Genomic DNA, 20,679 nt, shown 5'->3' with positions numbered 1-20,679 from the left:
TGTAATGCGTCGTGCTTAATCGGCAAAGGCTTTTTCTAATAGCTGGGTTAGGCTTGTCTGTTCTGCGGGGCTGAGCTTGGTAAGGCGCTCTTGGTGCAGTTCGCTAATGGTAGCGCATAATTTTCCCGCCAAAGAGATGCCCTCTGGGCTGAGTTGCACAAGTAGGCTGCGGCCGTCGTTAGGGTTTTCTGGGCGTAGAATTAAATTGGAATTTTGTAAGCGATAGAGCACTTTTGTTAAACCCCCGGAGCTGAAGAGCATCGCTTTACACAGCTCTGTTGGGCTGAGCTGGTAGGGAGGGGCTTGGCGGCGCAAGGTCGCCAGTACATCAAACTCGGCGCTCGTTAATTGGTGGGCGTGTAAGGCGGCGCCCGACTCTTTCATGAAGCTGTCTGCTGCGCGAATAATATATAAGATGGCGGGACTTGCGGCTCGGTGCATTTCTGGCCAGTGCTGCTTTTGCTGCTGGCGCAATTCTTTAATACTGATGCGTTTGTCATCCATGGCAGTAACTTATTTGCGGGCGAAGGTTTGGCTTCATGTTTGGCGCTGCGGTTTGAGGTGGTGATTGAATATTATCTTGCTAGCAAGGTAATTTCCAGCTATTATCTTGCTGGAAAGATAAAAGGTGTTTTATGTCCTCCACGCTTCCTCCCTTGCGGCTAATATTGCTGCTGGCTTTGATTTTTGCGCTCTCGCCCTTGGCAATTGATATGTATTTGCCGACGATTCCTGCGATTGCGGCTGAACTGGGTGTGCCAGCCCAAGACATTGCCGTAACGGTAAGTCTGTATATGCTCGGTTTGAGCTTTGGTCAGTTTTTTGGCGGGCCGATTAGTGACTATGTGGGGCGCCGCCCGACACTATTCTTTGGTTTGGCACTCTTCGCGGTCGCGAGTTTAGTTATTGCCTCTACTGAGTCGCTGTCGGTGTTTTGGGCTGCGCGGTTTTTTCAGGCCTTGGGCGGCGGCTTTGCCTCAGTAGTGGTGCCGGCGATTATTCGTGACCACACCGAGGGGCAGGATACGGCGAAACTGTTCTCGCAAATCATGTTAATCACCATAATTGCACCCGCGCTGGCGCCCAGTATTGGCACCTTGCTTTACAGCTTGAGTGGTTGGAAACTGGTGTTTTTAGTCTTGGCTGCCTATGCGCTTACGGTCTGCTTTCTGGCGAGTATTATTATTAAAAAGCGCGGTTCTGATCCGCGTCCACCGCTAGTAGACAGTTTGCTCACCCGCTATAAGTTTGTGCTGACCAATCGCACCGCAATGGCGTACCTAGTGGCGCAGAGCTTAGGTTTTAGCGTCATGATCACCTTTGTCGCCAATGCGGCGCTGGTGTATATCGACTTGTACGGCCAAAGTGAGACGGTTTTTTCGATGTTGTTTGCGGGCAATATTGTCACCCTGGCCATTGCTAATCGCATTAATAACCGTCTGCTAAATACCGTTCCCGCTGAGCAAATTTTGCCTCGGGCGATGCTACTTTTGTTTGTTTTTTGTACGGGTCTTTTGTTGGTCACCGCTTTTTCACCACCGCTCTGGGTGGTGGTGCCCTTGGTCATGTTGGCCGTGGGCGCGCTCGGCGGCGTAATGGGGAACTCTCAGGCCTGTGCCCTGCAATTTTTTCCCCAGCACAGCGGCATTGCCTCGGCGTTAATGGGGAGTGCTCAATATCTTATTGGCGGTCTTATTAGTGGTTTGTCGACGCAGTTCCACAGTGATTATATGTGGCCAATGACGTTGACGATGTTTCTTGCATCGGCTTTGGGTTTGTATTTTGTGCCAAAGTGGGACAAAAAATCCTTAGCTGTTTCGGCATAACTCCAGCCACCGGAGTATGCCCTCACTGCGGTATTTTTGGCGGTGTAAAATAAAGTAAAAGAAGCGTTTAAAATCTCGAGACTTTGCGTCGAGCGCAACAAGTCGTTTAGTTTCTAAGGCTGATTGCAGTGAGACTTTAGATAGGCAGCCTATTCCTAAGCCTGTTTCTACCGCACGCTTTATGGCCTCAGTATGCTGCAGTTCTAAACGTATATTGAGGTCGGGTAACAGATCGTGCAGCGCGCGGTCAAAGGCCTGTCTGGTTCCCGAACCGGGCTCTCTTAGTATCCACTGGGCTGAGAGTAAATCGGCATTGCTGAGGTTTTTCTTTGTTGCCAGAGGGTGGCTTGGGCTACAAAAAATTTGCAGCTCATCTTCGCGCCATTTTGTGACCTCAAGGTCGGGGTGGTGTAACTCACCTTCAATTAATCCCACATCTAAATCAAAGTTAAGTACTTGCTGGCTGATGGCGGCGGTATTGGCGACATTGAGCGCGACCTTGGCCGCAGGGTGACGGCTAATGAACTCTGCCATGATGTCGACCGCAAGGTAATTACCAATGGTGAGGGTGGCGCCAATTTTTAGCTCGCCGACTTGATCGTGACGGCGAAAACCTTGTTCTAGCGCTTGGGCCTGATCTAACAGGGCCTCGGCCTGGGGGCGCAGTGCCCTACCTAGCTCATTGATTTGCAGCCGTTTGCCAATACGGTCAAAAAGTTGGATGGAAAATTGCTGTTCCAGGTCTTTTAGGGCGCTTGACGCCGCCGACTGCGACATCGACAGTTGCTCTGCGGCGCGAGTGATGTTCTCGGTATGGGCGGCGGCGAGGAAAACTTCAAGTTGGCGAAGGGTATAGTGCATATTTATAAAACCGATATGAAAAATCATAATAAGTCATTTTGCCGATAGCATAGCGCTCCCGTAGACTATTGGCAAATCGGGATTAAGGGGACGGCGCCCATCGCCGCAAGAGAGGTTAGCAGTGAGCAATATTATTCGTGAGCGAGTGACCAGCGTACACCATTGGAACGAGACTTTGTTTAGCTTTAAAACTAGTCGCGACCCATCGTTTCGCTTTGAAAATGGCCATTTCACCATGATTGGCTTGCAGCAAGGTGATCGCCCGCTAATGCGTGCCTACAGCATTGTCAGCGCAAATTACGAAGATGAATTGGAATTCTTTAGTATCAAGGTTGCCGACGGCCCTTTAACCTCTAAATTGCAGCAGATTAAGATCGGCGATGAAGTGTTGATTAGCCGCAAACCAACCGGCACCTTGCTGGCCGATAATTTACTGCCGGGTAAAAACCTTTATCTGCTCAGTACCGGCACTGGCTTGGCGCCATTTATGAGCATCATCAAAGACCCTGAAGTGTACGATAAGTTTGAGAAAGTGGTGCTGGTGCACGGTGTGCGTTACGAGAGCGAATTGGCCTACCAAGGCTTTATTCGCGAGCATCTGCCCAGCCATGAATATTTTGGTGAGGTAGTCCGAGAAAAATTGATTTATTACCCCACCGTGACGAGAGAGAAATACGCTAATCAGGGGCGTTTGACGGATTTGATTCGCAGCGGGAAGTTGATGCAGGACGTGGGTCTTCCCGCACTGAATACCGATGATGATCGCTTTATGATTTGTGGAAGCCCAGGCATGTTAAAAGACAGCTGTGCTTTACTGAATTCTGCCGGGTTTCACGAGACCCGAGCAGGGGTTCACGGCCACTATGTTATTGAACGGGCGTTTGTTGAGCATTAATGATGTAAATGTCCCGTGGTTTTAGCGCAAAAAAGCTCCGAAACGGGGCTTTTTTTGTTTTGCGCAGCCTAAAGTACTTATTTTTGATCTGGGCGAGCGCTAATGGTGGAGTCCTAGCGGCGGCCTTGTTAAGTTAGTGCTCTTGAAATTCTATTTGTAATTGAGCGCCCAAGATGATCAAAAAAATTCTGTTGCTAATCGTCGTATTGATCGTAGCAGTGATGCTGTATCTACAATTTGGTAATTTACCAGAACCCTTGCCTGCCGACTCCCAGAGTAGTACATGGCTGGAAAAGGGGATTTACGATGTTGATTATTTTGACGTGGATCTGGTCGATACAACGCGGCCTAGCCAGCCCAATGGCGACTTTGCAGGGAGCGATGAACGACTGCTTAAGACACGTATTTGGTATCCTGAGGGTATTGCTGCGCCAGCTCCTTTGTTGATTTACAGTCATGGCTTTATGTCGACGCGAACCGGCGGCAGCTATCTTGCGGAACATTTTGCCAGTCACGGCTATATCGTTGCCGCAATGGATTACCCATTAACCCACATGGGGGCGCCGGGCGGCCCCTTGGTCAAAGATGTGGTGAGTCAGCCTGGTGATATTAGCTTTTTAATCGACCAGTTTTTGACGTGGGATAGTGATAGTAGCAGTCAGTTTTTTGAGAAGATTGATGAAAACCATATTGGCGTCATGGGTTTGTCGCTGGGAGGAATGACTTCAACTTTAGCCGCGTTTCATCCTGAAAACGCGGACTTGCGGATTGCGGCTGCGGTCTCTATTGCCGGGCCGGTATTTGTATTTGGGCCGAGTTTTTATGAGTCGCGGGATATTCCCTTTATGATGATTGCTTCACCTATCGATGCAATGATCGACTACGACACCAATGCCGCCACTATTCCAAAATATGTCAAAGGTTCGCTTTTGGTGACCATGCAGGACGCCTCGCATACCGCCTTTGCTACCCCTGGGCGCTATTTCCGCTGGCTGGACAATGCCGACATGGTCGGGTGCAGCATGGTGACTCGTGGCCTTGCCAAAACAGATGATGAGGTATGGTCTGATGCTTTGGGTTCACCGGAACAGGGCATTGTCACCGTCCCCCAGACCGCGTTGTGCACTATGGACCCTTTGCCTAAGGCGATGAATCCAATTCGCCAACAGTGGCTGACAACACTGTCGGTATTTCCCTTTTTTGAGGCGCAATTCGCGTTGAGTGAACTGCGCCGTCAAGAGGCTCGCGAATATTTACGAAAAACATTGGCGACCGAGATTCCAGAGATTAGCGTGCAGCGCGGCTCAAAATAATGCTCGTCTCGAATACGCGGCGATAGGCTATCTGCACGTGGTATAGCCGGTTATATTAGAATGGCGAATAAAAAAACAAAAACATAAAGGGGATAACAGAATGACAGTGGCTTTTTGGTGCGTCTTTATTGCGTGTTTACTACCAATTGTGAACGCTTGGATTTGTGGTTATTTTCGCGCCAAGCAATTGGGTAGTGTTGATAATAAACATCCACGAGCACAGTACGCCCAATTAGAGGGTGCGGGCGCGCGTGCTTACGCGGCTCAGCAAAATGCCTGGGAAGCACTGCCGATTTTTATCGCAGCGGTTGTGATTGCTCACTTGGCAGGGGTCGCTCCCGAGCGCTCGGCACTTGCCGCTGAAGTGTTTATTGTGGCGCGCGTGCTGTACCCTATTTTTTATATCGCCAATAAAGATATTTTGCGTTCTTTAAGCTTTATGGTTGGTATCGGTGCCTGTGTTTCGCTCTTTATTATGGCGGCGTGAACGGTTTATGGCGTTAGCAAAATGGATGTATGGTCTGCCGTTAGTCCTAACTATGGCTACCATAGTAATGGCGGCACCGAAATCAACAAAAGCTGAAGCGGATGAAGGTTTCACGCCTCAATTAGAAGAGTTTTTGCCCGTTGTGGAGGTTGCGCCACCGCCGTCGCTGCTGCGCGCTGAGCAAATCAAACGGGAGACCCTCGACAGCTTTCCCCGGGGAGGGCCAGATAGCATTGCCGGCTTGGGTGACTGGTGGTTGTCGAATGGCAAGCTTTGTGTCGCCGTAAGCGATGTTGGCCACGACGCTGGTATTGTTGCTGGGGGTGGCACATTGATCGACGTGGCGCACTGCGACGCAGCGAATGATCAGTGGACGTACGCGAATATTCTAACTGGCCTTGCGAAAGAAACCGCGATTCCGGTGGCGAAGGTGAGTGCGGCGGTGCGCGATGGCAATGGCGAAATCACCACGGTAGGTGAGGCTGACGGCATTCGCCAAACCGTTATCTACCGTTTGCCAGAAGGTGCCGACAGCCTTGATATAGAGGTGGTCATTGAGCGCCTCGGCAAGGGCAAGGCCGTGCGTATGAGCGGCTTATTTACTTTGTATTCCCAGCGCTCGCTGACCCCATTTAGTTTGTCTAGCTATGTTCCCGATGCGACCTTGGGTTTTGCTCACCCTATTATTGATCGGAATAAAGTGTCGTCGTTGCTCGCCGGAATGCTGCCCAGCGACTGGAATATTCTGGTCGGGGCAAATAGCTATGACAGCGAGGTGAGTTATGGCGTGCAATTGCAATCTGCCGAGCTCATTACCAAAAATGGCAGCCGTCAGCCCTTGCCGCGCTTTTTAGCGGTGTTTCCTAATTACAGTTTGCATGGCTGGATGAGTCGACCGCTGTGGATTCAGGGTGAGCGGCTGAGCTGGCTGTCTATGCTGCAAAATCAATTCATGGATATTGAGCCAGGTGAAAAACTACTGTCAAAGTTTAGGCTTATGGTGGGTGCCCGCAGTGATGTCGCGGCGATCACTGATCAAATATACCAGGGACCATTGCTGCGCGGTTACGTTAATGACAATGCGGTGTCGGTGGCAATTTGGGATCAAGATGATCGCCCGGTAAGCCAAGGTCGGGTTGCTGCCGACGGCAGCTTTAATATTCGACTACCCAAACATGCTCAGTGGGTAAAAGTGCAAGCCAGTTCGCCCTGGGGGCAGAAGATAACCCGCGAGCTCTCTTTAATTGATGCCAAGAATGACAGTGGTCGCTGGGTATTTAGAAAGAAAGGTTTGCTTAAGCTGCCCAGTGGCAGTGCTCTGAGCCTGCATTTTTTTGGTATTGGTGATACTGCGAATCCGGAGTTTGGTAATGATTTACTGGGTTTTACGCAGGCTGGGGTATCTCAGCCTGGCTCACTGCGGCGCAATAGAATTGATTTGGCGGGGGTGGCTTCTGATCCCAGTCAAATAGATTTGCCGCCGGGTCAGTATCGGGTATTGGCGAGCCGGGGCTTAGAATACGATGTTAAAGAGTACTTGCTTACCATCGTTGCCGGAAAAACCAGCCAATTACCGATAATTCCGCCGCGACGAATTTGGCGCAGCGACGACTGGCGCTCGGCAGACTTGCACGTGCACAGCGGCGCGAGTTTTGATGCAATTTTACCTTTTGATGAGCGGCTGCGCAGCTTTGTTGCCCAAGGCGCCGAGATTCTGGTCGCCAGCGAACACAACCGCGTGGTGGATCATCGGGACCGTGTCGGGGCACTGGGTTTGACTGGGCAGGTGCAAGTCATTGTTGGCGCTGAGTTGACCGGTATGGCGCGCACAGCCAAGGCGCCGTTTACAGTGGGACATAGCAATGCCTTTCCGCTGGATGCTCGGCCAGAGGCGTTTGCTGGTGGTATTCCCGGGATCGAGAATCGCAGCTTACGTGAAGTTATTGCTGGCGTGAAACAGATGGCGCCCAAGGCCTTGTTCCAGCTCAACCACCCTCGCGCGGCAGACCCGTTAGACGCCGACCTCGCTTTTTTCGATCATTTGTCAGTGGGGCGATCTTACGACCCGACACAAGCCTTGGACAGTACAAACAATGAAAGTCTACTTGGTCCAGACCCTGTTACTGGGTTTCGCGACATTGATTTTGATGTGGTAGAGGTAGTCAATGGCGCCGAGTTTGCTGTGTATAAGCAAATTCGCGACGATTGGTTTTCGCTGCTGAGTCAGGGTGCCCGCCGCGCCGCTACCGGCAATAGCGACTCTCACGGTTTGCGCAGCGTGGTCGCTTCCCCCCGCAATTATGTGTATTTACCGGGGGCAGGCCCGCTCCCCTTGGATGAGCACCTGCTGACAGAGGCGATTCGTGGCGGCAGAAGTTTTATTAGTACCGGCCCGTTTTTGGCGGTGACGCTGCGCAGTGATAGCGAAGATATTGGTTTAGGCGGCTTGTTTCGCGGCGGGCGCGGCGAATTGCACGTGCAGATTGATGCCGCGCCTTGGGTGCCGATAGAAAAACTGACGGTGTGGGTGAACGGTAAAGTATACCGGCAGTTAAAGGCCTCGGCGGGAGATCATAAAGTAATTGATCTAATTACCGATGGCGACGCGTATGTTGTCGTCGAAGTGGAAGGCGCGCCGGGGGCAGTATACCGAGCGCTAATGCCGGGCTTGGCGCCGCTAGCTTTGAGTAATCCTATTTACATCGATGGCGACGGTGATGGCCAGTGGCGGGCGCCCTTACCAATGAACTAGTCTATGCTTGATACTGTCATAGTCGTCATGTTGAATACAAAGTAAGTTCATAGCAGGCGTGATTTATTGCCGTGAATAGTGGCGTTTTTTTTTGTCTGATGCCTGTGTCATCATAAGGCAATAATGATTTGACCATAAACAAGGGGGTTCACTGATGAATATTTCTATTAAGGCTGGCCGTTGGAGCGCATTGTTAGTCGCGGCAGTCTTTGCCACGGCGTGTAGCATTGACCCATATACTGGCGAAGAAAAAACCAGTAATACCGCCAAGGGCGCAGGTTGGGGTGCCTTGGGTGGTGCAGTGTTGGGCGCAGCCGTTTCCAGTAAAGACGACCGTAAAAAGGGCGCATTGCAAGGTGCCGTTGTTGGTGCCGCGGCTGGTGGTGGCTATGGCTACTATATGGATCGCCAAGAAGCGAAATTGCGTGCTCGCCTTGAAGGCACGGGTGTTCGCGTTGAGCGGGTTGGCGACAGTATTAAGTTGATAATGCCTGGCAATATCACCTTTGATACCGGTAGCTCTGCCATTAAAGGCGGCTTTCACAGTGTCTTAGATAGCGTGGTTTTGGTAGCGAAAGAGTTTGATAAGACGCTGATGCAAATCAATGGCTATACTGACTCTACCGGTTCATTCCAGACTAACCAGAGCCTGTCTGAGCAGCGCGCCAACAGTGTCGGCCGCTACTTTATGAATCAGGGTGTGGCTGCAAGCCGAGTTCGTACCACTGGCTACGGTCCGCGTGACCCTATTGCTGACAACAGCACTGCCTCAGGTCGCGAGCAAAATCGCCGCGTAGAAATCGAAATGCTGCCAACGCAATAAGCGCATTTTGATGAAGCAGGGGCGCCGACTGGTGCCCCTTTTTTATGTCAATAAATCGTGTTTTTAAGGTGCTTAGTGCATGAGACTTACAACTGTTATCACGGTACTTTTCAGCCTGCTGCTCTCGGCCTGTGCGGCGTTTAACCCTATTGAGAAGCCTCAGGTGGCCATTACCCATATCAAAATGGCACCCGGCAATGGCTTCCAGCAACAGTTGCTGGTGGGTTTGCAGCTGGATAACCCGAATAGTTTTGCGGTGAATTTGGGTCGCTTACGCTATCAGCTGAGTTTGCAGGGGCAGGCCTTGGCGGGGGGAAGCTTAAATGAGTCTTTCAGCTTGCCGGCCAATGGCCGCACCCAGATCGTGGTGCCTGTTGATGTTAATTTGCTTAGTGGTATCGGTGTGTTACGGGCCGTAATGAACAGTATGCAATCTGAGTTGGATTATCAGTTGAGTCTGACGGCGGCAGTTGAGAATTTTGGCTTGGGTGATATTACGATAAACAAAAATGGCAAGGTGGGTATGGGCGCCGCAGCGCCCTAATTCATCCCGTTTGGCTGGTCTCAGGCCGTGAGCGCTGCGCTGGCGGAGTTGGTGCCGCCTAGGCTGTCATGCAAACAGAGCAGCTGCTGAGTGAGCTTGTGGGAGGGCGCAAAATGAATCATTGGGCTCTGCCTGCTGCGGGACTCTTTCATTTTTACTGAACTGCTCAGGTACTGCGCAAAAATGGGCAGTCCATTTTGCTTCATGCTTTCAATCAATTGGGTGGGCAGGGTGGCTTGCGCTTGGAATTGATTGACGACAATGCCCTCGAGCTTGAGGTTTTCGTTGTGATCCTCGCGGATTTCCTCGACGGTTTCCATCAGCCCCATTAAGGCGCCCTGGGAAAAACTATCACAGTCAAAGGGGATCAGCAGGGCGTCAGCGGCAATGAGTGCTGAACGGCTGTAAAAATTCAAGGCTGGCGGAGTATCAATATAAATATGCTCGTATTCGGCCTGTAATTTATTCAAGGCGTCCCGGAGTTTGTATATTTTATGGCGAGTTTCCAGCTCCCGTTCTATTACTGCGAGTTCGGGATGTGAGGGCATCAGGTACAGATTTTCAAATTCGGTTTCGTAAATGCAATCCGCCGCTTCTTTGCTTTTGCCGAACAAAGACAATTTCTGTTTAAAGAAGTCGGCTGCGTTGTCTTCCAGATCGCGAAACTGGGCACCAATCAGGTATTCGCTGCTATTGCCCTGAATATCGAGGTCGATAACCAAGGTTTTGAAGCCTTTCCACGCACTGATAGCCGCTAAATTACACGTGATACTGGTTTTGCCAACACCGCCTTTTTGATTAAAAATCACCCGCTTCATGAGTCTGTCCTGACGTGTATCGCTGAAAAGGGAATCCTAGCAGTTCTCGTGCCACGGTGCTATGACCGCCAGTCAGCGAGTAAGCTGCCGTTGGGGTCATTGCACTATTTGGGGGATATTGCCCTGAGGTTGCTGAGGCTTATGCCTTTTTGCGCATCCATTCTCCGGTGCGCAGTGCGCCAAACAGCATAACGATGGCATAGCCTTCGACCGGCGCGGTGTAGTTCGCGTGGATCTGTTTGCGAAAAATAATACACTCAATCAAATGGGCGGCGACAATAGCTAATCCGCCCCACTGCAGCCAGAGACTGTATTCGCCCAACAGCGGAAAGAAAAAGTTAACGGCGAAACTCAGCCAAAAAGCGAGCATAAATATTTTGCCAAAATTATTCATAGTAAGGGGAGCCTTTGTCCTTATTGTTAATGGGGGCATAATGCGGCATTGGCGGCAGCGCTTCAATATAAGTTAATGTCTTGTAACGCAAAAACAGGTAGAAAAACGATGTATACGGGAATTGTTCACGGTGCTTACCCACTGACGTCGGTAATACGAAAGACCGGGCTCAGCCAGTTGTCGCTAGAGTTGCCCCAGGCCTTATTAGAAGATCTCAGTATTGGTGCCAGTGTCGGCTTAGACGGCGTGTGCATGACGGTGACTGAAATAAAGGGCCAGCACCTTAGTTTTGACGCCATGCAAGAAACTCTCACGCTGACCACCTTGGGGGGCTTGGATGCCGGCGATCTCGTGAATGTTGAACGCTCAGCAAAGCAGGGCGCGGAGATTGGTGGTCACAATATCTCGGGGCATATTGATGGCTGTGCGGAAATTATTGCCGTTGAGCAGACCGAAAATAACTGTAGTCTGCATTTTCGCATACCGCCGCAATTGACAAAATATGTGTTTAAAAAGGGTTTTATTGGCGTGAATGGCTGCAGTTTAACCGTTGCCGATTACCAGCGCAGTGAGGCGTGTTTTAGCGTGTGCCTGATTCCGGAAACGCTGCGGGTGACCAATTTAGGTCAAAAAGGCGTCGGTGATTGGGTGAATATTGAGGTCGATCGTCAAACCCAGGTGATTGTGGATACAGTAGAGCGGGTATTGGCTGAGCGGTATAGTGATTAGCGGCGGCTGTTGACCAGCGATCAGGGTGATCGCTGGTCGGTAAGGCCTGAATCTTAGCTTTCAGGCATTAAGTTATTGAGCCGCTCAAGGGCGTCTACGTACTCATTGATCAGTCTGAATATCACGCCACGGGTCGATTCAACGTGATTCATCTGCCCGACCACTTGACCGACGGGGTTAAACGCGATTTTCTGGCAATCGCCAACCGACGCGTAGCGAGCGGTGCGGCGAATACCATCGCCACTGACTAAGCCCTGCAGCGGCATGCCGAGTGGGTCTGGGGTGTCAGCGCGATCCCAGGCTTCAGTCCATTCATTTTTTAACATGCGACAGGTTTTTCCCGTCCATGAGCGCGAGCGAACGGTATCTTCACTCGTTGCTTTGAGCAGTGATTCTTTTTGTGCGGGCTCAGCGTGCGCTTCTTCAACTGTCAGCCACAGTGAGCCGGTCCACACCCCTGCGCAACCCATGCTCATCGCGGCAAGCATCTGCTGGCCACTGCCAATACCGCCAGCAGCGAGTACGGGCACGGGCGAGGCCGCTTCCACACACTGTGGCCAAAGCACAACAGAACCAACATCACCGGCGTGACCGCCACCTTCGCCACCCTGGGCAACAATAAAGTCTAAGCCCGCTTCTTTATGGGCTTTGGCCTGTTTAACCCGGCCGCAGAGGGCGCCGACGAGACGACCGCTGTCCTGAATCATTTTCACCTTGTCTGCGGGCGGGGTGCCTAGTGCGTTGGCGATAAGCTTGCACTTTGGCCGGGTGAGCGCTTCAACGAGCAGTGGCGTGGCGGTGGCTTCGGTCCAGCCGAGTAAGCCCATGCTGTGACTGCCGTCCGGCCACTCTGGCACGCCAGCATCGGCGAGTAATTTTTGGGCAAAGTCGATGTGCTCTTTTGGCACCATTTTCCACAATTCTTTTTCAAGGTCTTCGGGGCTCATATCGCCCATGCCTTCGTACTTTTGCGGAATTACGATGTCAACGCCGTAGGGTAGGTCGCCGATATGCTCATCTATCCAGTCGAGTTCCGCCTTCAGTTCTTCTGGCGAAAAGCCTACTGCGCCAAGAACACCAATGCCACCGGCCTTACTGACGGCGACGACCACGTCACGGCAGTGAGTGAATGCGAAGATGGGATACTCGATGCCAAGCTTTTTACATAAATCGGTATACATTATTAGCCTCTGCCTGCTAGCGGGCCGCAAATTGAGCGCACCCTAAATTGATGGCATCAGTATTGCGGAGGGGGTGAAGGGTAACAATGGCGGAAGCAATCAATTGCTAATGACGAAAAAGATCAGTCTAAATCTCTTTGGCGGCGGCGAGGGGCTTGTGTATAGCGCTTGCGCAGCGTAAAAAGTGAGAAGTAGGCTCTTTGTTATTTTTACTGGAATACTGCTAAAAATGGATCATATTAAATCTACTAGCGCTCGTATTTTGCTTTTGCAAATTCGCCATCGGGCATTAGACGAAGAAATAACGCAATTGGCCGCGAACCCCTATCAGAATCAGTTACTACTGCAGCGACTTAAAAAGGAAAAGTTACGTATTAAGGATGATATTGAATTACTGAAGGATGATCTGATTCCCGATTTAGATGCTTAATAGCACACTAATACACATTTTAATTGTTTTAGTTTGTTGTTGTGCGATATGTCGCACGTGCCGTACTGGTGTTTTCCCCTATTGAATCTCTCAAATAGGGGGATAATAGTCCTCGTCTGGAAGACCAAGGCATTCAACGGATTGGGTGCGACATCGGATGTCGAAATTCTAAAAACCGGAGCAAGTAATTGCTCCGGTTTTTTTATGCGTTGAGCTTTGGTCTGGGCTTGCTTATGCTCGGCATCTTTTCTTTAGGCTTGGGTCAATATGAGCGACCGCAATTTCGACGGCATCGCAGATCGTTTTCGCAAAAATATTTACGGCAACGCCAAGGGTGAGCTGCGGCTAGCGTTGTGTTGGTGTGAATTATTGGCTCAGCTGCCGGCGCTGGGTCAGCCCTCAAACTTGGCAGTGTGGGACGCGGGTGGCGGCTTGGGGCAGATGAGTATCCGGCTGGCCGAGCTGGGCCACCACGTGCTGTTAAACGATATCTCGGCAGATATGCTCGCTATTGCCGAACAGGATATTGCGGTGGCTGGGGTCGCGGATCAGGTTTCTTTAGCGCTGGCGCCAATTCAGCAGGTGGTCGTGAATCCGGCCAAGCAGCAGGCGTTTGATTTGGTGCTTTGCCATGCCGTATTGGAGTGGGTGAACGACCCAGAAGAGGTGATTGCTGCGCTGGTCGCGGGAATGCGTCCCGGTGGCTACCTGTCGCTGATGTTCTACAACCTCAATGCCTTGATTATTAGCAATATGGCGAAGGGCAATTTGTATAAGTTGCGCGACCGTGACTTTGCCGGTCACCCTGGTGGGCTTACACCGCCAGCGCCTCGGCAACCCCAAGAAATGATTGCTGCACTCGAAGCAGCGGGGCTGGAGCTGGTCGCCAAGCGCGGAATTCGCCTCGTTTACGATTTAATGCCACGAGCGGTGCGGGCCGAACGCAGTGTGGCGGATGTATTGGCGCTAGAGTGGCAATACGGCGACCAAGAGCCTTTTTGGGCGCTGGGTCGCTATGTGCATTTACTGTGTCGATTGCCCGAGTAAACTTAAGCAGTCATTAAGCGTTGCGAAATTGAATTCCGAGCTTTTGGTAAACCGAACCGAGTATCCACAGTGGGCCAATCAGTAAAAATAAAATATTGGTAAAAAACGAGGGCTGCTGGGCTTCGGCTTTGTGACCAATAAACTGCATGACCCAGGCAATAATCCAAATTGCCCCAGCGGGAATCCACAGCGCTAAAGGTACATAGGCCTGGTAAAGCATAATGCCAGCGGCGAGTAGTATGACAAAGGGCAGCATACCTAAGGCTAAACGGACAGATAGATAGCCGTAGAAAAACATCGCGGCGATGAGCAATATTTGGCCAAGATTTACCGCGGTGTAAGGAATATTGACTAGCCACAGTAGGGCAACGGTACACACTGCGATGGCCGGTACACACCAAATATGGATACTTTTGTTACGGGGATTTTGGTGAGAGGCGTCGTATTCGTCTAGCCACTGATTCAGGGTGCGCACAGCGGGAATCTCCAGAAGGGGGTTAAAAGCCGTAAGTTAGGCCAAGCGTTGCACATCGTCAATGGCCGAATTGACGATGTAAAATGGCATTCCGATTTAAGTCTTAAAATATTAGCTGGCGGCGTGCAGCCTAAGCGAGCTCAATACGTATGAACGCTCGGCTCTTTTTGCGACCTGCTAAGCTGGCGCCTAGGTCCAATAGACGCATTTGCAGTCCATATTTTTTCACAAGACTGCGGTGAGCGATCACGCTTTCTTCTGCGTTAAGCAAATAGGCTGTGGCACTGTGATCTTCACCAAGACGTTTACCTAAAACGGTGCAGGCAGCAATTTTGCACTCGCGGAAGTTACGTAGACGCTTTACTTTACCGGCATCGCCAGCTGAAAAAGCGTAAATGGCATGTTCATCACCCGCGCACCACACCGGCGTGGCAACAAAACTGCCATCGCGTTTTTTGGTACTTAATAAAATATAGTTCGCTTTGTGTAGGGGCTTCATTGTGTTTTTCACGGTGATAGAAATGACACTAGTGTGGCGTGTGCCACTAAGGCTGGCAAGAGCGGCTGTAGTATGAATGGCTTCGTTATTATTTGCCGCCAATGTTGGCGGCAAATAGGGCATCTAATTTAAGTAAGCGGTGCTGGAGTTGTTTTCCGGCAAACTTAATACAGTGCTGCGATACAATAAAATAGCCCGGTAAGTACGATGGATATTAGGCTAAATTTTGCACCCTGTTGCGCGATCTCATTTAAGGTGTCGGTACCTGTGCGCATTTCGGTATTCATAGTGTTCTCCATAGAAAGAGATCGTTAATCAGCTCAAACCGGCGAAGCTGGCGATAATGCCAACGGTAACAATAGCTAGCAGACTGTATTTGGCAGCGAGTTCAGCAAAAGAATTGAGGTCTTGGCTTTCGATAGCGGCTTGTAAATGGCTCATGGTGTTTCTCCGGTATATGTTTTGTTGTTTGTCTTGATGACGTAGTCAGTATACGAAGAATCAATCTTTTATTGGGTTACTGATGAGGCGGGCGTTTCGCGGGTGTGGGGGAGATTTAATGGCTTTTTTAATTTATTGGTCATGTGTCTTAGCGTGGTAATACAAGGACTTAGCGCGTGTATTACCTATAGTTTAGCTGGCGGTTAAGGCGCGGTAATCATGGCGCTGGGGTTAAATCCTTGTAATACAGTGATTTTTTCTGGTTTCCGGTTACAAACTAGGCGTAATTCACATGGGCGTTGTCTGCTAAATTAAAGTCTCGGAGCATCTCGCCCACTAAGAATGTTTCAATCGCCACGGTGCCGCGAGCAAACCAATCCTTGGCTTCTTGCAGCGTGCCCACCTCGTAAACTAATAGCGGCCAGGGCAGGCAGCGCAAATCTGCCTCGGGTGGTACGCAGTGTTTATCGCAAAAAATAACTTCGGGCTTGAGCGCGGCGAGGGTGGCTAGCTGCCAGTCTGGCCAATAATCAAAGACGGCTGCAAAGCGCTGCCAGCCCGCTTGCTGGGCATAAATTAAGGCATCTAGCTCAAAGCTAATGAGCAGGCAGCGGTCGGCCACCGGCTTCAGTACCTTAGTGACGGCATCTACAACTTTTGCGGTACCAAAATGGCTGAGGCTCTCGGCCTTTATTTCAACGTAGGCATTCGCGTCGGGGTAGTTGCGTAATAAGTCGACGATGTCCGCTAGCAAGCACATTGGGTTATTGTGAAATTTGTCGCCAAGGCGTTCTGCTTCTGCGGCATTTAAACTGAGCAAGGTCTCGGCGCTGAAATTCCAAATCAAGCCTTCGCAGCCACACATACGGTCTAAGTTAGGGTCGTGGAATACAAAGGGTACACCGTCGGCGCTAAGCTGAATGTCTAACTCAATATTGAGGGCACCAACGGCAAGCGCCTCTTGGAAGGCAATGAGCGTATTCTCGGGGTAGTGTTGGCGCCAGCCGCGATGGGCAATAAAATTAGTGGCTTGCATAAGGTCCCCATTGGTGTGCCATAACGATGGCTAATGGTTTTTACTGTAGCGCTAAATTCAGCTTTGTGGGAGAGCATTCTGTGTTTTAAATAGATGAAGACCTGCTAGAGAAGTAGCGATTAAATGCTTGCTGGCCGCCGAAGTGATTCCAACGGTTTGGAGTCGTATAAGACCGAACAGGTGGCGTAGATCCTACCCCTGCCGAGACAGGGGTAGGAGCACGGTGAATACGTTTGGCGCAGGCGTCCAAGCTTCGTAGGCGGAAATAGACTCCTGCCTGCGCAGGAGTGACGTTAAATTATGGTGAGGGTGACGTCCAATCTTCGCAGGAGTGGCGCTGAGGCGGCCGATAAGGTGCCGCCGTCCCTGCGCGTCATCTCTGAGTAGACAGGGACGGCTATCCTGTTACGCGTTCGACTTCAGGCATTCTCTTGCGCGAATATCTTGGCATTTTACTAACTTTCGGTCAGGCCAGGATAAACATCAACTTACGCTGAAAATCATCGAGCTCAGATACCTTTACATTCACAATCTGCTCTAGCTGATAATTGCTGTGGGCACTGTGCAGGCGCAGGGTGTCGGCGTCGAAGCTTAATTTCTCAGTAATGGTGCGGGCCTCTACAAAGCCGCTAATACCGTAGTTGACTAATTCTACGGTGAAACCACCGCCATTGACGTGGGCAATGCGCGCGCTGTATACCGTGTCGCTGGTGTTAGTGGCAAGGTATTGGTACTGCAGCCATTGTTCCATTTGGTTGCTGGCTTGGCGCCCATTGCGCAGGGCTTCTTGTAAGCTAGTTGCGGTTTCTTCGTCTGGGCGCTGAATGGTTTCGCCGCGAAGCTTGGCGCGAATGCAGCGCTGTACTATAAGGTCGCTGTACTTGCGCAGTGGCGAGGTAAACGTGCTGTAGCGTTCTAGACCAAGGCCGAAATGGGGCTTTGGCTCAGCACTAATGCTGCCGGGCTGAAGCATGCGGGCAAATATGCTGCGCAGTGGCAGACTGGATTCGCTCGTATCACAGGCTTTAATCAGGGCTTTATAACCCTCTAGGCTGCTTATGTCGCAGTCACCCAACTCGGGTAATTCTTTTGCAATGACTTTGCGAACATTATCTAAGCGGTCTTCCCGTAGCCCTGCGTGACTAACAAATAGTGCGGGGGCGTCTCCCAGCCACTGGGCAACACTGCGATTGGCGGCGAGCATGCACTCTTCGACTAAGCGGTGAGCATCATTGCGTTCAACTTTGACGATGCTTTCAATTTTACGCTGCTCATTGAGCTGAAAGTGAAAGTCAGGCTGCTCGGGCATCACGATGTGATGTTCCCGGCGGTAGCGATTTAATGCTTGGCTCGCAGCATAAAGCTCATTTAGTGACGGGTAGCCTAAATCCATTTCGCCGTGGATGTGGGTGTGAACGTCGTTGTAACTCAGCTTGGCGTGGGAGCGGATCAGCGCCTCGCTGAATTGAATGTCGCTAATGTCGCCATCAACACTCACCTGGAGGGTGCAGACAATGGCGGCGCGATCTTCGTCAGCGAGCAGTGAACAGGCGCCCTGCGAAATGCTATTGGGTATCATCGGCTGGGTAAAGCCTGGCAGGTAAACGCTGCTGGCGCGCTGCTTGGCGGCGATATCCGCCGGGCTGCCTGGCGCTATTACCGCGCCGGGGTCGGCAACGGCAACTTTTAGCAACCAACCTTGGTCATTGCTTTGGGCCCATAGTGCGTCGTCTAAGTCACGGGTTTCTGCCGAGTCGATAGTGACAAACGGTAATTCTCGCAGATCTTCGCGGCCGTCTAGGTACGTATCTTCGGTTATACCGCAGCTTGCCGGCCAGTCTCTAGGCAGTTTGAATTTACGCTGAGTGTATTTGCCTTCGATACCGGGCTGATCGGGGCTGCCGATACTTTCAAGTACCTTCACTTGAGATTTGCCGTCTTTAAAGGGGTGCTGTGCCACCTGGCAGTACAGTAGATCGCCTTCAGCGCATTTTTTCCGTTGTGACGGTGGAATAAACAGCAGTTTGTTAAAGCGCGGTAAGTCGGGTTCTACAAAATGGCCTTGGCCCCGCACCACATAGCGACCGGTGAAGCAGTCCAGCGGGCTGTCGATCAGTTTTTCCAGCTCGGCTTTAAACTTGCCCTTGTCGTCGGTGTGCACCGTAATCTTGACGCGATCACCGGGAAACACCCGCTGCATATCGTCTGGCGCCAGAAATACATCGCGGTTGTCGTCGAGGCGAACAAAACCGAAGCGGCGTTGACTGCCGCGAACTTCGCCCTCACCTTGGTCTTTGGTTTCAACAATATGAGTTTTGAGTTGGCGGAGTTGCTGCAGGGCATTTTTGTCGAGCATGGAGGCCTGGTACCTGTATTCGGGTCGCTAAAAAGGGGTACAGGGTAGCGGAAATGCGCTGCTGAGTCTTCCGATATCAAAGTAATAACGGTTGACATTGACGGCCATCGCTTTTAATAATCAAGCTACGCTGTGTTGTATGGAGCGGGCTGTTGCCGCCAAACTCTTATAGCCTACGGGCTGACAGTAACAAACCTTTCGCGCTTCGCGTCTACGCTGCGCCGTCGCTACCGTTTTACACCCTTCTTTTTGATGCCCTTGTTTATTCCCGGCCCCATTGTGTTCAAGGTTCGAAGACGATGATGTGCCGATTTTTCGCTATGTTGCCAACAGAGAGTCCCCTATGGAAAAAATCTTTGTTCTTGATACCAATGTTCTATTGCATGACCCGATGGCGCTAAGCGCCTTTCAAGAGCATCGGGTCGTTATCCCGATGACAGTGCTGGAGGAACTCGATCACATCAAGGACAGGCGCGACAAGGATGTGAGTCGCGAAGCGCGAATTGCAATCAACGCCATAGATAAAATTTTATTCAACGCCAGCCCCAAGGCAATACAAGAAGGGGTGCCTATTCCCTCAGCCCGCAATGATGATAAAAACGGCAGTTTAGCAATATTTCCCGACCAGCTAATTAATCACGACACCGCAGCCCCCTATTTGGACGGCAGTCAGCAGCAGGCCAATGACAATCGGATTATTAATGTCGCCCTGCATCTGCAACTTAAAAACCCCGACGCCTATGTTTGCTTGGTCACCAAAGACATTAATATGCGCCTCAAGGCCAAAGGCTCCGGCTTGGAAAACGTCGAGGACTACCGCAAAGATCGAGTTCTAGAAGACATTCAGTACATGGCCAAGGGCTACGAGCATTTGGCGGGAACATTGTGGGAGTCGGTCGACAAGGTCGACACCCTGCGCGAGGGCAGTCAAACCATCCATGTGCTCAACCGCGAGTTGTTACCTAAGGCCCATATTAATCAGTTTGTTTACGACGACAATGATTTTGTCGGTATGGTGCGCTCACTTGATGAACATAAACTGGAGCTCCTCGACCTCAGTCGCGATCAGTTGATGCACCAGCGCATGTGGGGCTTGAGTCCGCGCAATTTTGAGCAGGCCATGGCGTTTTTTCTCATCGCGCAAAGTCATATTGATATGACGGTGATGACGGGCCCTGCTGGTTCCGGTAAAACGCTGATCGCGCTCGCGTATGGTTTGCACGCGATTTTAGAAGAAAAGCGTTATGACAAAATGATTGTGGCGCGCTCTACGCCGCCTATGGCTGAAGACATAGGTTTCTTGCCTGGTACCGAAGAAGAGAAAATGGCGCCCTGGTTGGCGGCTTTTGAGGATAACTTAGAAGTCTTGCACGGCAGTGATGAATCGCCTTACAGCAGTATTGAGTACGTAAAAGATAAGGCGAATATTCAATTTAAGTCGCTGAATTTTATGCGGGGCCGCTCCTTTAATAATGCCTATATTGTTATTGATGAGGCTCAGAGTCTCACCCAGTTTCAATTAAAATCCATTATTACCCGGGTGGGGGTGAACTCAAAAATTGTGGTCTTGGGCAATTTAGCGCAAATCGACAATAAGTATATTTCGCCGCTGACTTCAGGATTAACCTATCTTGTTGAGAAATGTAAGAATTTTGAACATGCGGGAATAATGCACGTCAACGGTATTGAGCGCTCGCGACTGGCGGCATTCGCTGAAGAAAATCTCTAAAGATGGGCTGCTTGGGTAGTACTAATGTGCTTGGTGTGGTTTT

Annotated in this window: 22 protein-coding genes; 11 read left to right on the top strand and 11 right to left on the bottom strand. The window is 50.9% G+C overall.

Annotated features, from left to right (window positions below):
* Nucleotides 1–15: 15 nt before the first annotated feature.
* Entirely contained in the window at nt 16–504 is a 489-nt protein-coding gene (locus HNQ57_RS03985; RefSeq protein ID WP_221301567.1) for a MarR family winged helix-turn-helix transcriptional regulator, read from the bottom strand.
* 131 nt (nt 505–635) lie between these two features.
* On the opposite strand from HNQ57_RS03985, the gene HNQ57_RS03980 reads away from it, so the two are divergent.
* The gene (locus HNQ57_RS03980) at nt 636–1,826 is read left to right on the top strand and encodes a multidrug effflux MFS transporter (protein ID WP_184461326.1); all 1,191 of its coding nucleotides are present in this window, start codon (nt 636–638) and stop codon (nt 1,824–1,826) included.
* Here HNQ57_RS03980 and HNQ57_RS03975 read toward each other — a convergent pair.
* Complete coding sequence (locus HNQ57_RS03975; RefSeq protein WP_040804333.1) at nt 1,809–2,687, bottom strand: LysR family transcriptional regulator; 879 nt, start codon at nt 2,685–2,687, stop codon at nt 1,809–1,811. The two genes, HNQ57_RS03980 and HNQ57_RS03975, sit on opposite strands and share 18 nt — an antisense overlap.
* 121 nt (nt 2,688–2,808) lie before the next feature.
* Between HNQ57_RS03975 and HNQ57_RS03970 the strand changes: the two genes are divergently transcribed.
* The 6 genes from HNQ57_RS03970 (at nt 2,809) to HNQ57_RS03945 (ending at nt 9,501) form a co-directional block, all read left to right on the top strand.
* The gene (locus HNQ57_RS03970) at nt 2,809–3,582 is read left to right on the top strand and encodes a ferredoxin--NADP reductase (protein WP_184461325.1); all 774 of its coding nucleotides are present in this window, start codon (nt 2,809–2,811) and stop codon (nt 3,580–3,582) included.
* Nucleotides 3,583–3,755: 173 nt separating this feature from the next.
* The gene (locus HNQ57_RS03965) at nt 3,756–4,895 is read left to right on the top strand and encodes an alpha/beta hydrolase family protein (RefSeq protein WP_184461324.1); all 1,140 of its coding nucleotides are present in this window, start codon (nt 3,756–3,758) and stop codon (nt 4,893–4,895) included.
* Between the two features lie 100 nt (nt 4,896–4,995).
* On the top strand, nt 4,996–5,382 hold the full coding sequence (locus tag HNQ57_RS03960; protein WP_184461323.1) for an MAPEG family protein: 387 nt from the start codon (nt 4,996–4,998) through the stop codon (nt 5,380–5,382).
* Between the two features lie 52 nt (nt 5,383–5,434).
* Nucleotides 5,435–8,134, top strand: coding sequence for a CehA/McbA family metallohydrolase (locus tag HNQ57_RS03955; RefSeq protein ID WP_184461322.1), 2,700 nt, complete (start codon nt 5,435–5,437; stop codon nt 8,132–8,134).
* A gap of 154 nt (nt 8,135–8,288) precedes the next feature.
* The gene (locus tag HNQ57_RS03950; protein ID WP_008252493.1) at nt 8,289–8,957 is read left to right on the top strand and encodes a YiaD family glycine zipper/OmpA-like lipoprotein; all 669 of its coding nucleotides are present in this window, start codon (nt 8,289–8,291) and stop codon (nt 8,955–8,957) included.
* Between the two features lie 79 nt (nt 8,958–9,036).
* Entirely contained in the window at nt 9,037–9,501 is a 465-nt protein-coding gene (locus tag HNQ57_RS03945) for an LEA/WHy family protein (protein ID WP_008252491.1), read from the top strand.
* Between the two features lie 20 nt (nt 9,502–9,521).
* Here the strand turns inward: HNQ57_RS03945 and HNQ57_RS03940 are convergent, their stop codons facing one another.
* Nucleotides 9,522–10,319 (bottom strand): ParA family protein, encoded by a 798-nt coding sequence (locus tag HNQ57_RS03940; protein WP_184461321.1) that lies wholly within the window; start codon nt 10,317–10,319, stop codon nt 9,522–9,524.
* Nucleotides 10,320–10,458: 139 nt separating this feature from the next.
* Nucleotides 10,459–10,713: a DUF1145 domain-containing protein gene (locus HNQ57_RS03935; protein WP_184461320.1), complete on the bottom strand. Its 255-nt coding sequence runs from the start codon at nt 10,711–10,713 to the stop codon at nt 10,459–10,461.
* A gap of 108 nt (nt 10,714–10,821) precedes the next feature.
* Here HNQ57_RS03935 and HNQ57_RS03930 point away from each other — a divergent pair, with 108 nt between their 5' ends.
* A complete protein-coding gene (locus tag HNQ57_RS03930) occupies nt 10,822–11,442 on the top strand; it encodes a riboflavin synthase subunit alpha (RefSeq protein WP_184461319.1) in 621 nt (206 codons plus the stop codon).
* Between the two features lie 53 nt (nt 11,443–11,495).
* Here HNQ57_RS03930 and HNQ57_RS03925 read toward each other — a convergent pair whose 3' ends face one another.
* Nucleotides 11,496–12,623 carry a nitronate monooxygenase gene (locus tag HNQ57_RS03925; protein WP_184461318.1) on the bottom strand — a complete coding sequence of 376 codons (1,128 nt, stop codon included), beginning with the start codon at nt 12,621–12,623 and terminating at the stop codon, nt 11,496–11,498.
* Between the two features lie 229 nt (nt 12,624–12,852).
* On the opposite strand from HNQ57_RS03925, the gene HNQ57_RS03920 reads away from it, so the two are divergent.
* Both HNQ57_RS03920 and HNQ57_RS03915 read left to right on the top strand, forming a co-directional pair.
* Entirely contained in the window at nt 12,853–13,053 is a 201-nt protein-coding gene (locus HNQ57_RS03920) for a YdcH family protein (RefSeq protein ID WP_184461317.1), read from the top strand.
* A 267-nt stretch (nt 13,054–13,320) separates the two neighbouring features.
* On the top strand, nt 13,321–14,100 hold the full coding sequence (locus HNQ57_RS03915; RefSeq protein ID WP_184461316.1) for a methyltransferase domain-containing protein: 780 nt from the start codon (nt 13,321–13,323) through the stop codon (nt 14,098–14,100).
* 13 nt (nt 14,101–14,113) lie between these two features.
* Here HNQ57_RS03915 and HNQ57_RS03910 read toward each other — a convergent pair whose 3' ends face one another.
* From HNQ57_RS03910 to HNQ57_RS03895, 6 genes are all read right to left on the bottom strand, one after another.
* Nucleotides 14,114–14,575 carry an Mpo1 family 2-hydroxy fatty acid dioxygenase gene (locus HNQ57_RS03910; protein WP_184461315.1) on the bottom strand — a complete coding sequence of 154 codons (462 nt, stop codon included), beginning with the start codon at nt 14,573–14,575 and terminating at the stop codon, nt 14,114–14,116.
* Between the two features lie 130 nt (nt 14,576–14,705).
* Nucleotides 14,706–15,074, bottom strand: a complete 369-nt coding sequence (locus HNQ57_RS03905) for a PPOX class F420-dependent oxidoreductase (protein ID WP_184461314.1) — start codon at nt 15,072–15,074, stop codon at nt 14,706–14,708.
* A 164-nt stretch (nt 15,075–15,238) separates the two neighbouring features.
* Complete coding sequence (locus HNQ57_RS18020) at nt 15,239–15,361, bottom strand: hypothetical protein (protein ID WP_264299216.1); 123 nt, start codon at nt 15,359–15,361, stop codon at nt 15,239–15,241.
* A 28-nt stretch (nt 15,362–15,389) separates the two neighbouring features.
* A complete protein-coding gene (locus HNQ57_RS18015; protein WP_264299217.1) occupies nt 15,390–15,515 on the bottom strand; it encodes a hypothetical protein in 126 nt (41 codons plus the stop codon).
* Between the two features lie 277 nt (nt 15,516–15,792).
* A complete protein-coding gene (locus HNQ57_RS03900; protein WP_184461313.1) occupies nt 15,793–16,551 on the bottom strand; it encodes a glycerophosphodiester phosphodiesterase family protein in 759 nt (252 codons plus the stop codon).
* 466 nt (nt 16,552–17,017) lie between these two features.
* The gene (locus HNQ57_RS03895; RefSeq protein WP_184461312.1) at nt 17,018–18,907 is read right to left on the bottom strand and encodes a VacB/RNase II family 3'-5' exoribonuclease; all 1,890 of its coding nucleotides are present in this window, start codon (nt 18,905–18,907) and stop codon (nt 17,018–17,020) included.
* Nucleotides 18,908–19,250: 343 nt separating this feature from the next.
* Between HNQ57_RS03895 and HNQ57_RS03890 the strand changes: the two genes are divergently transcribed.
* Nucleotides 19,251–20,636: a PhoH family protein gene (locus HNQ57_RS03890; RefSeq protein ID WP_184461311.1), complete on the top strand. Its 1,386-nt coding sequence runs from the start codon at nt 19,251–19,253 to the stop codon at nt 20,634–20,636.
* Nucleotides 20,637–20,679: the final 43 nt, after the last annotated feature.

The sequence above is a fragment of the Zhongshania antarctica genome (genome assembly GCF_014202945.1).
Classification (GTDB): Bacteria; Pseudomonadota; Gammaproteobacteria; order Pseudomonadales; family Spongiibacteraceae; genus Spongiibacter; species Spongiibacter antarcticus.
This window is presented reverse-complemented; position numbering and strand designations above follow the sequence as displayed.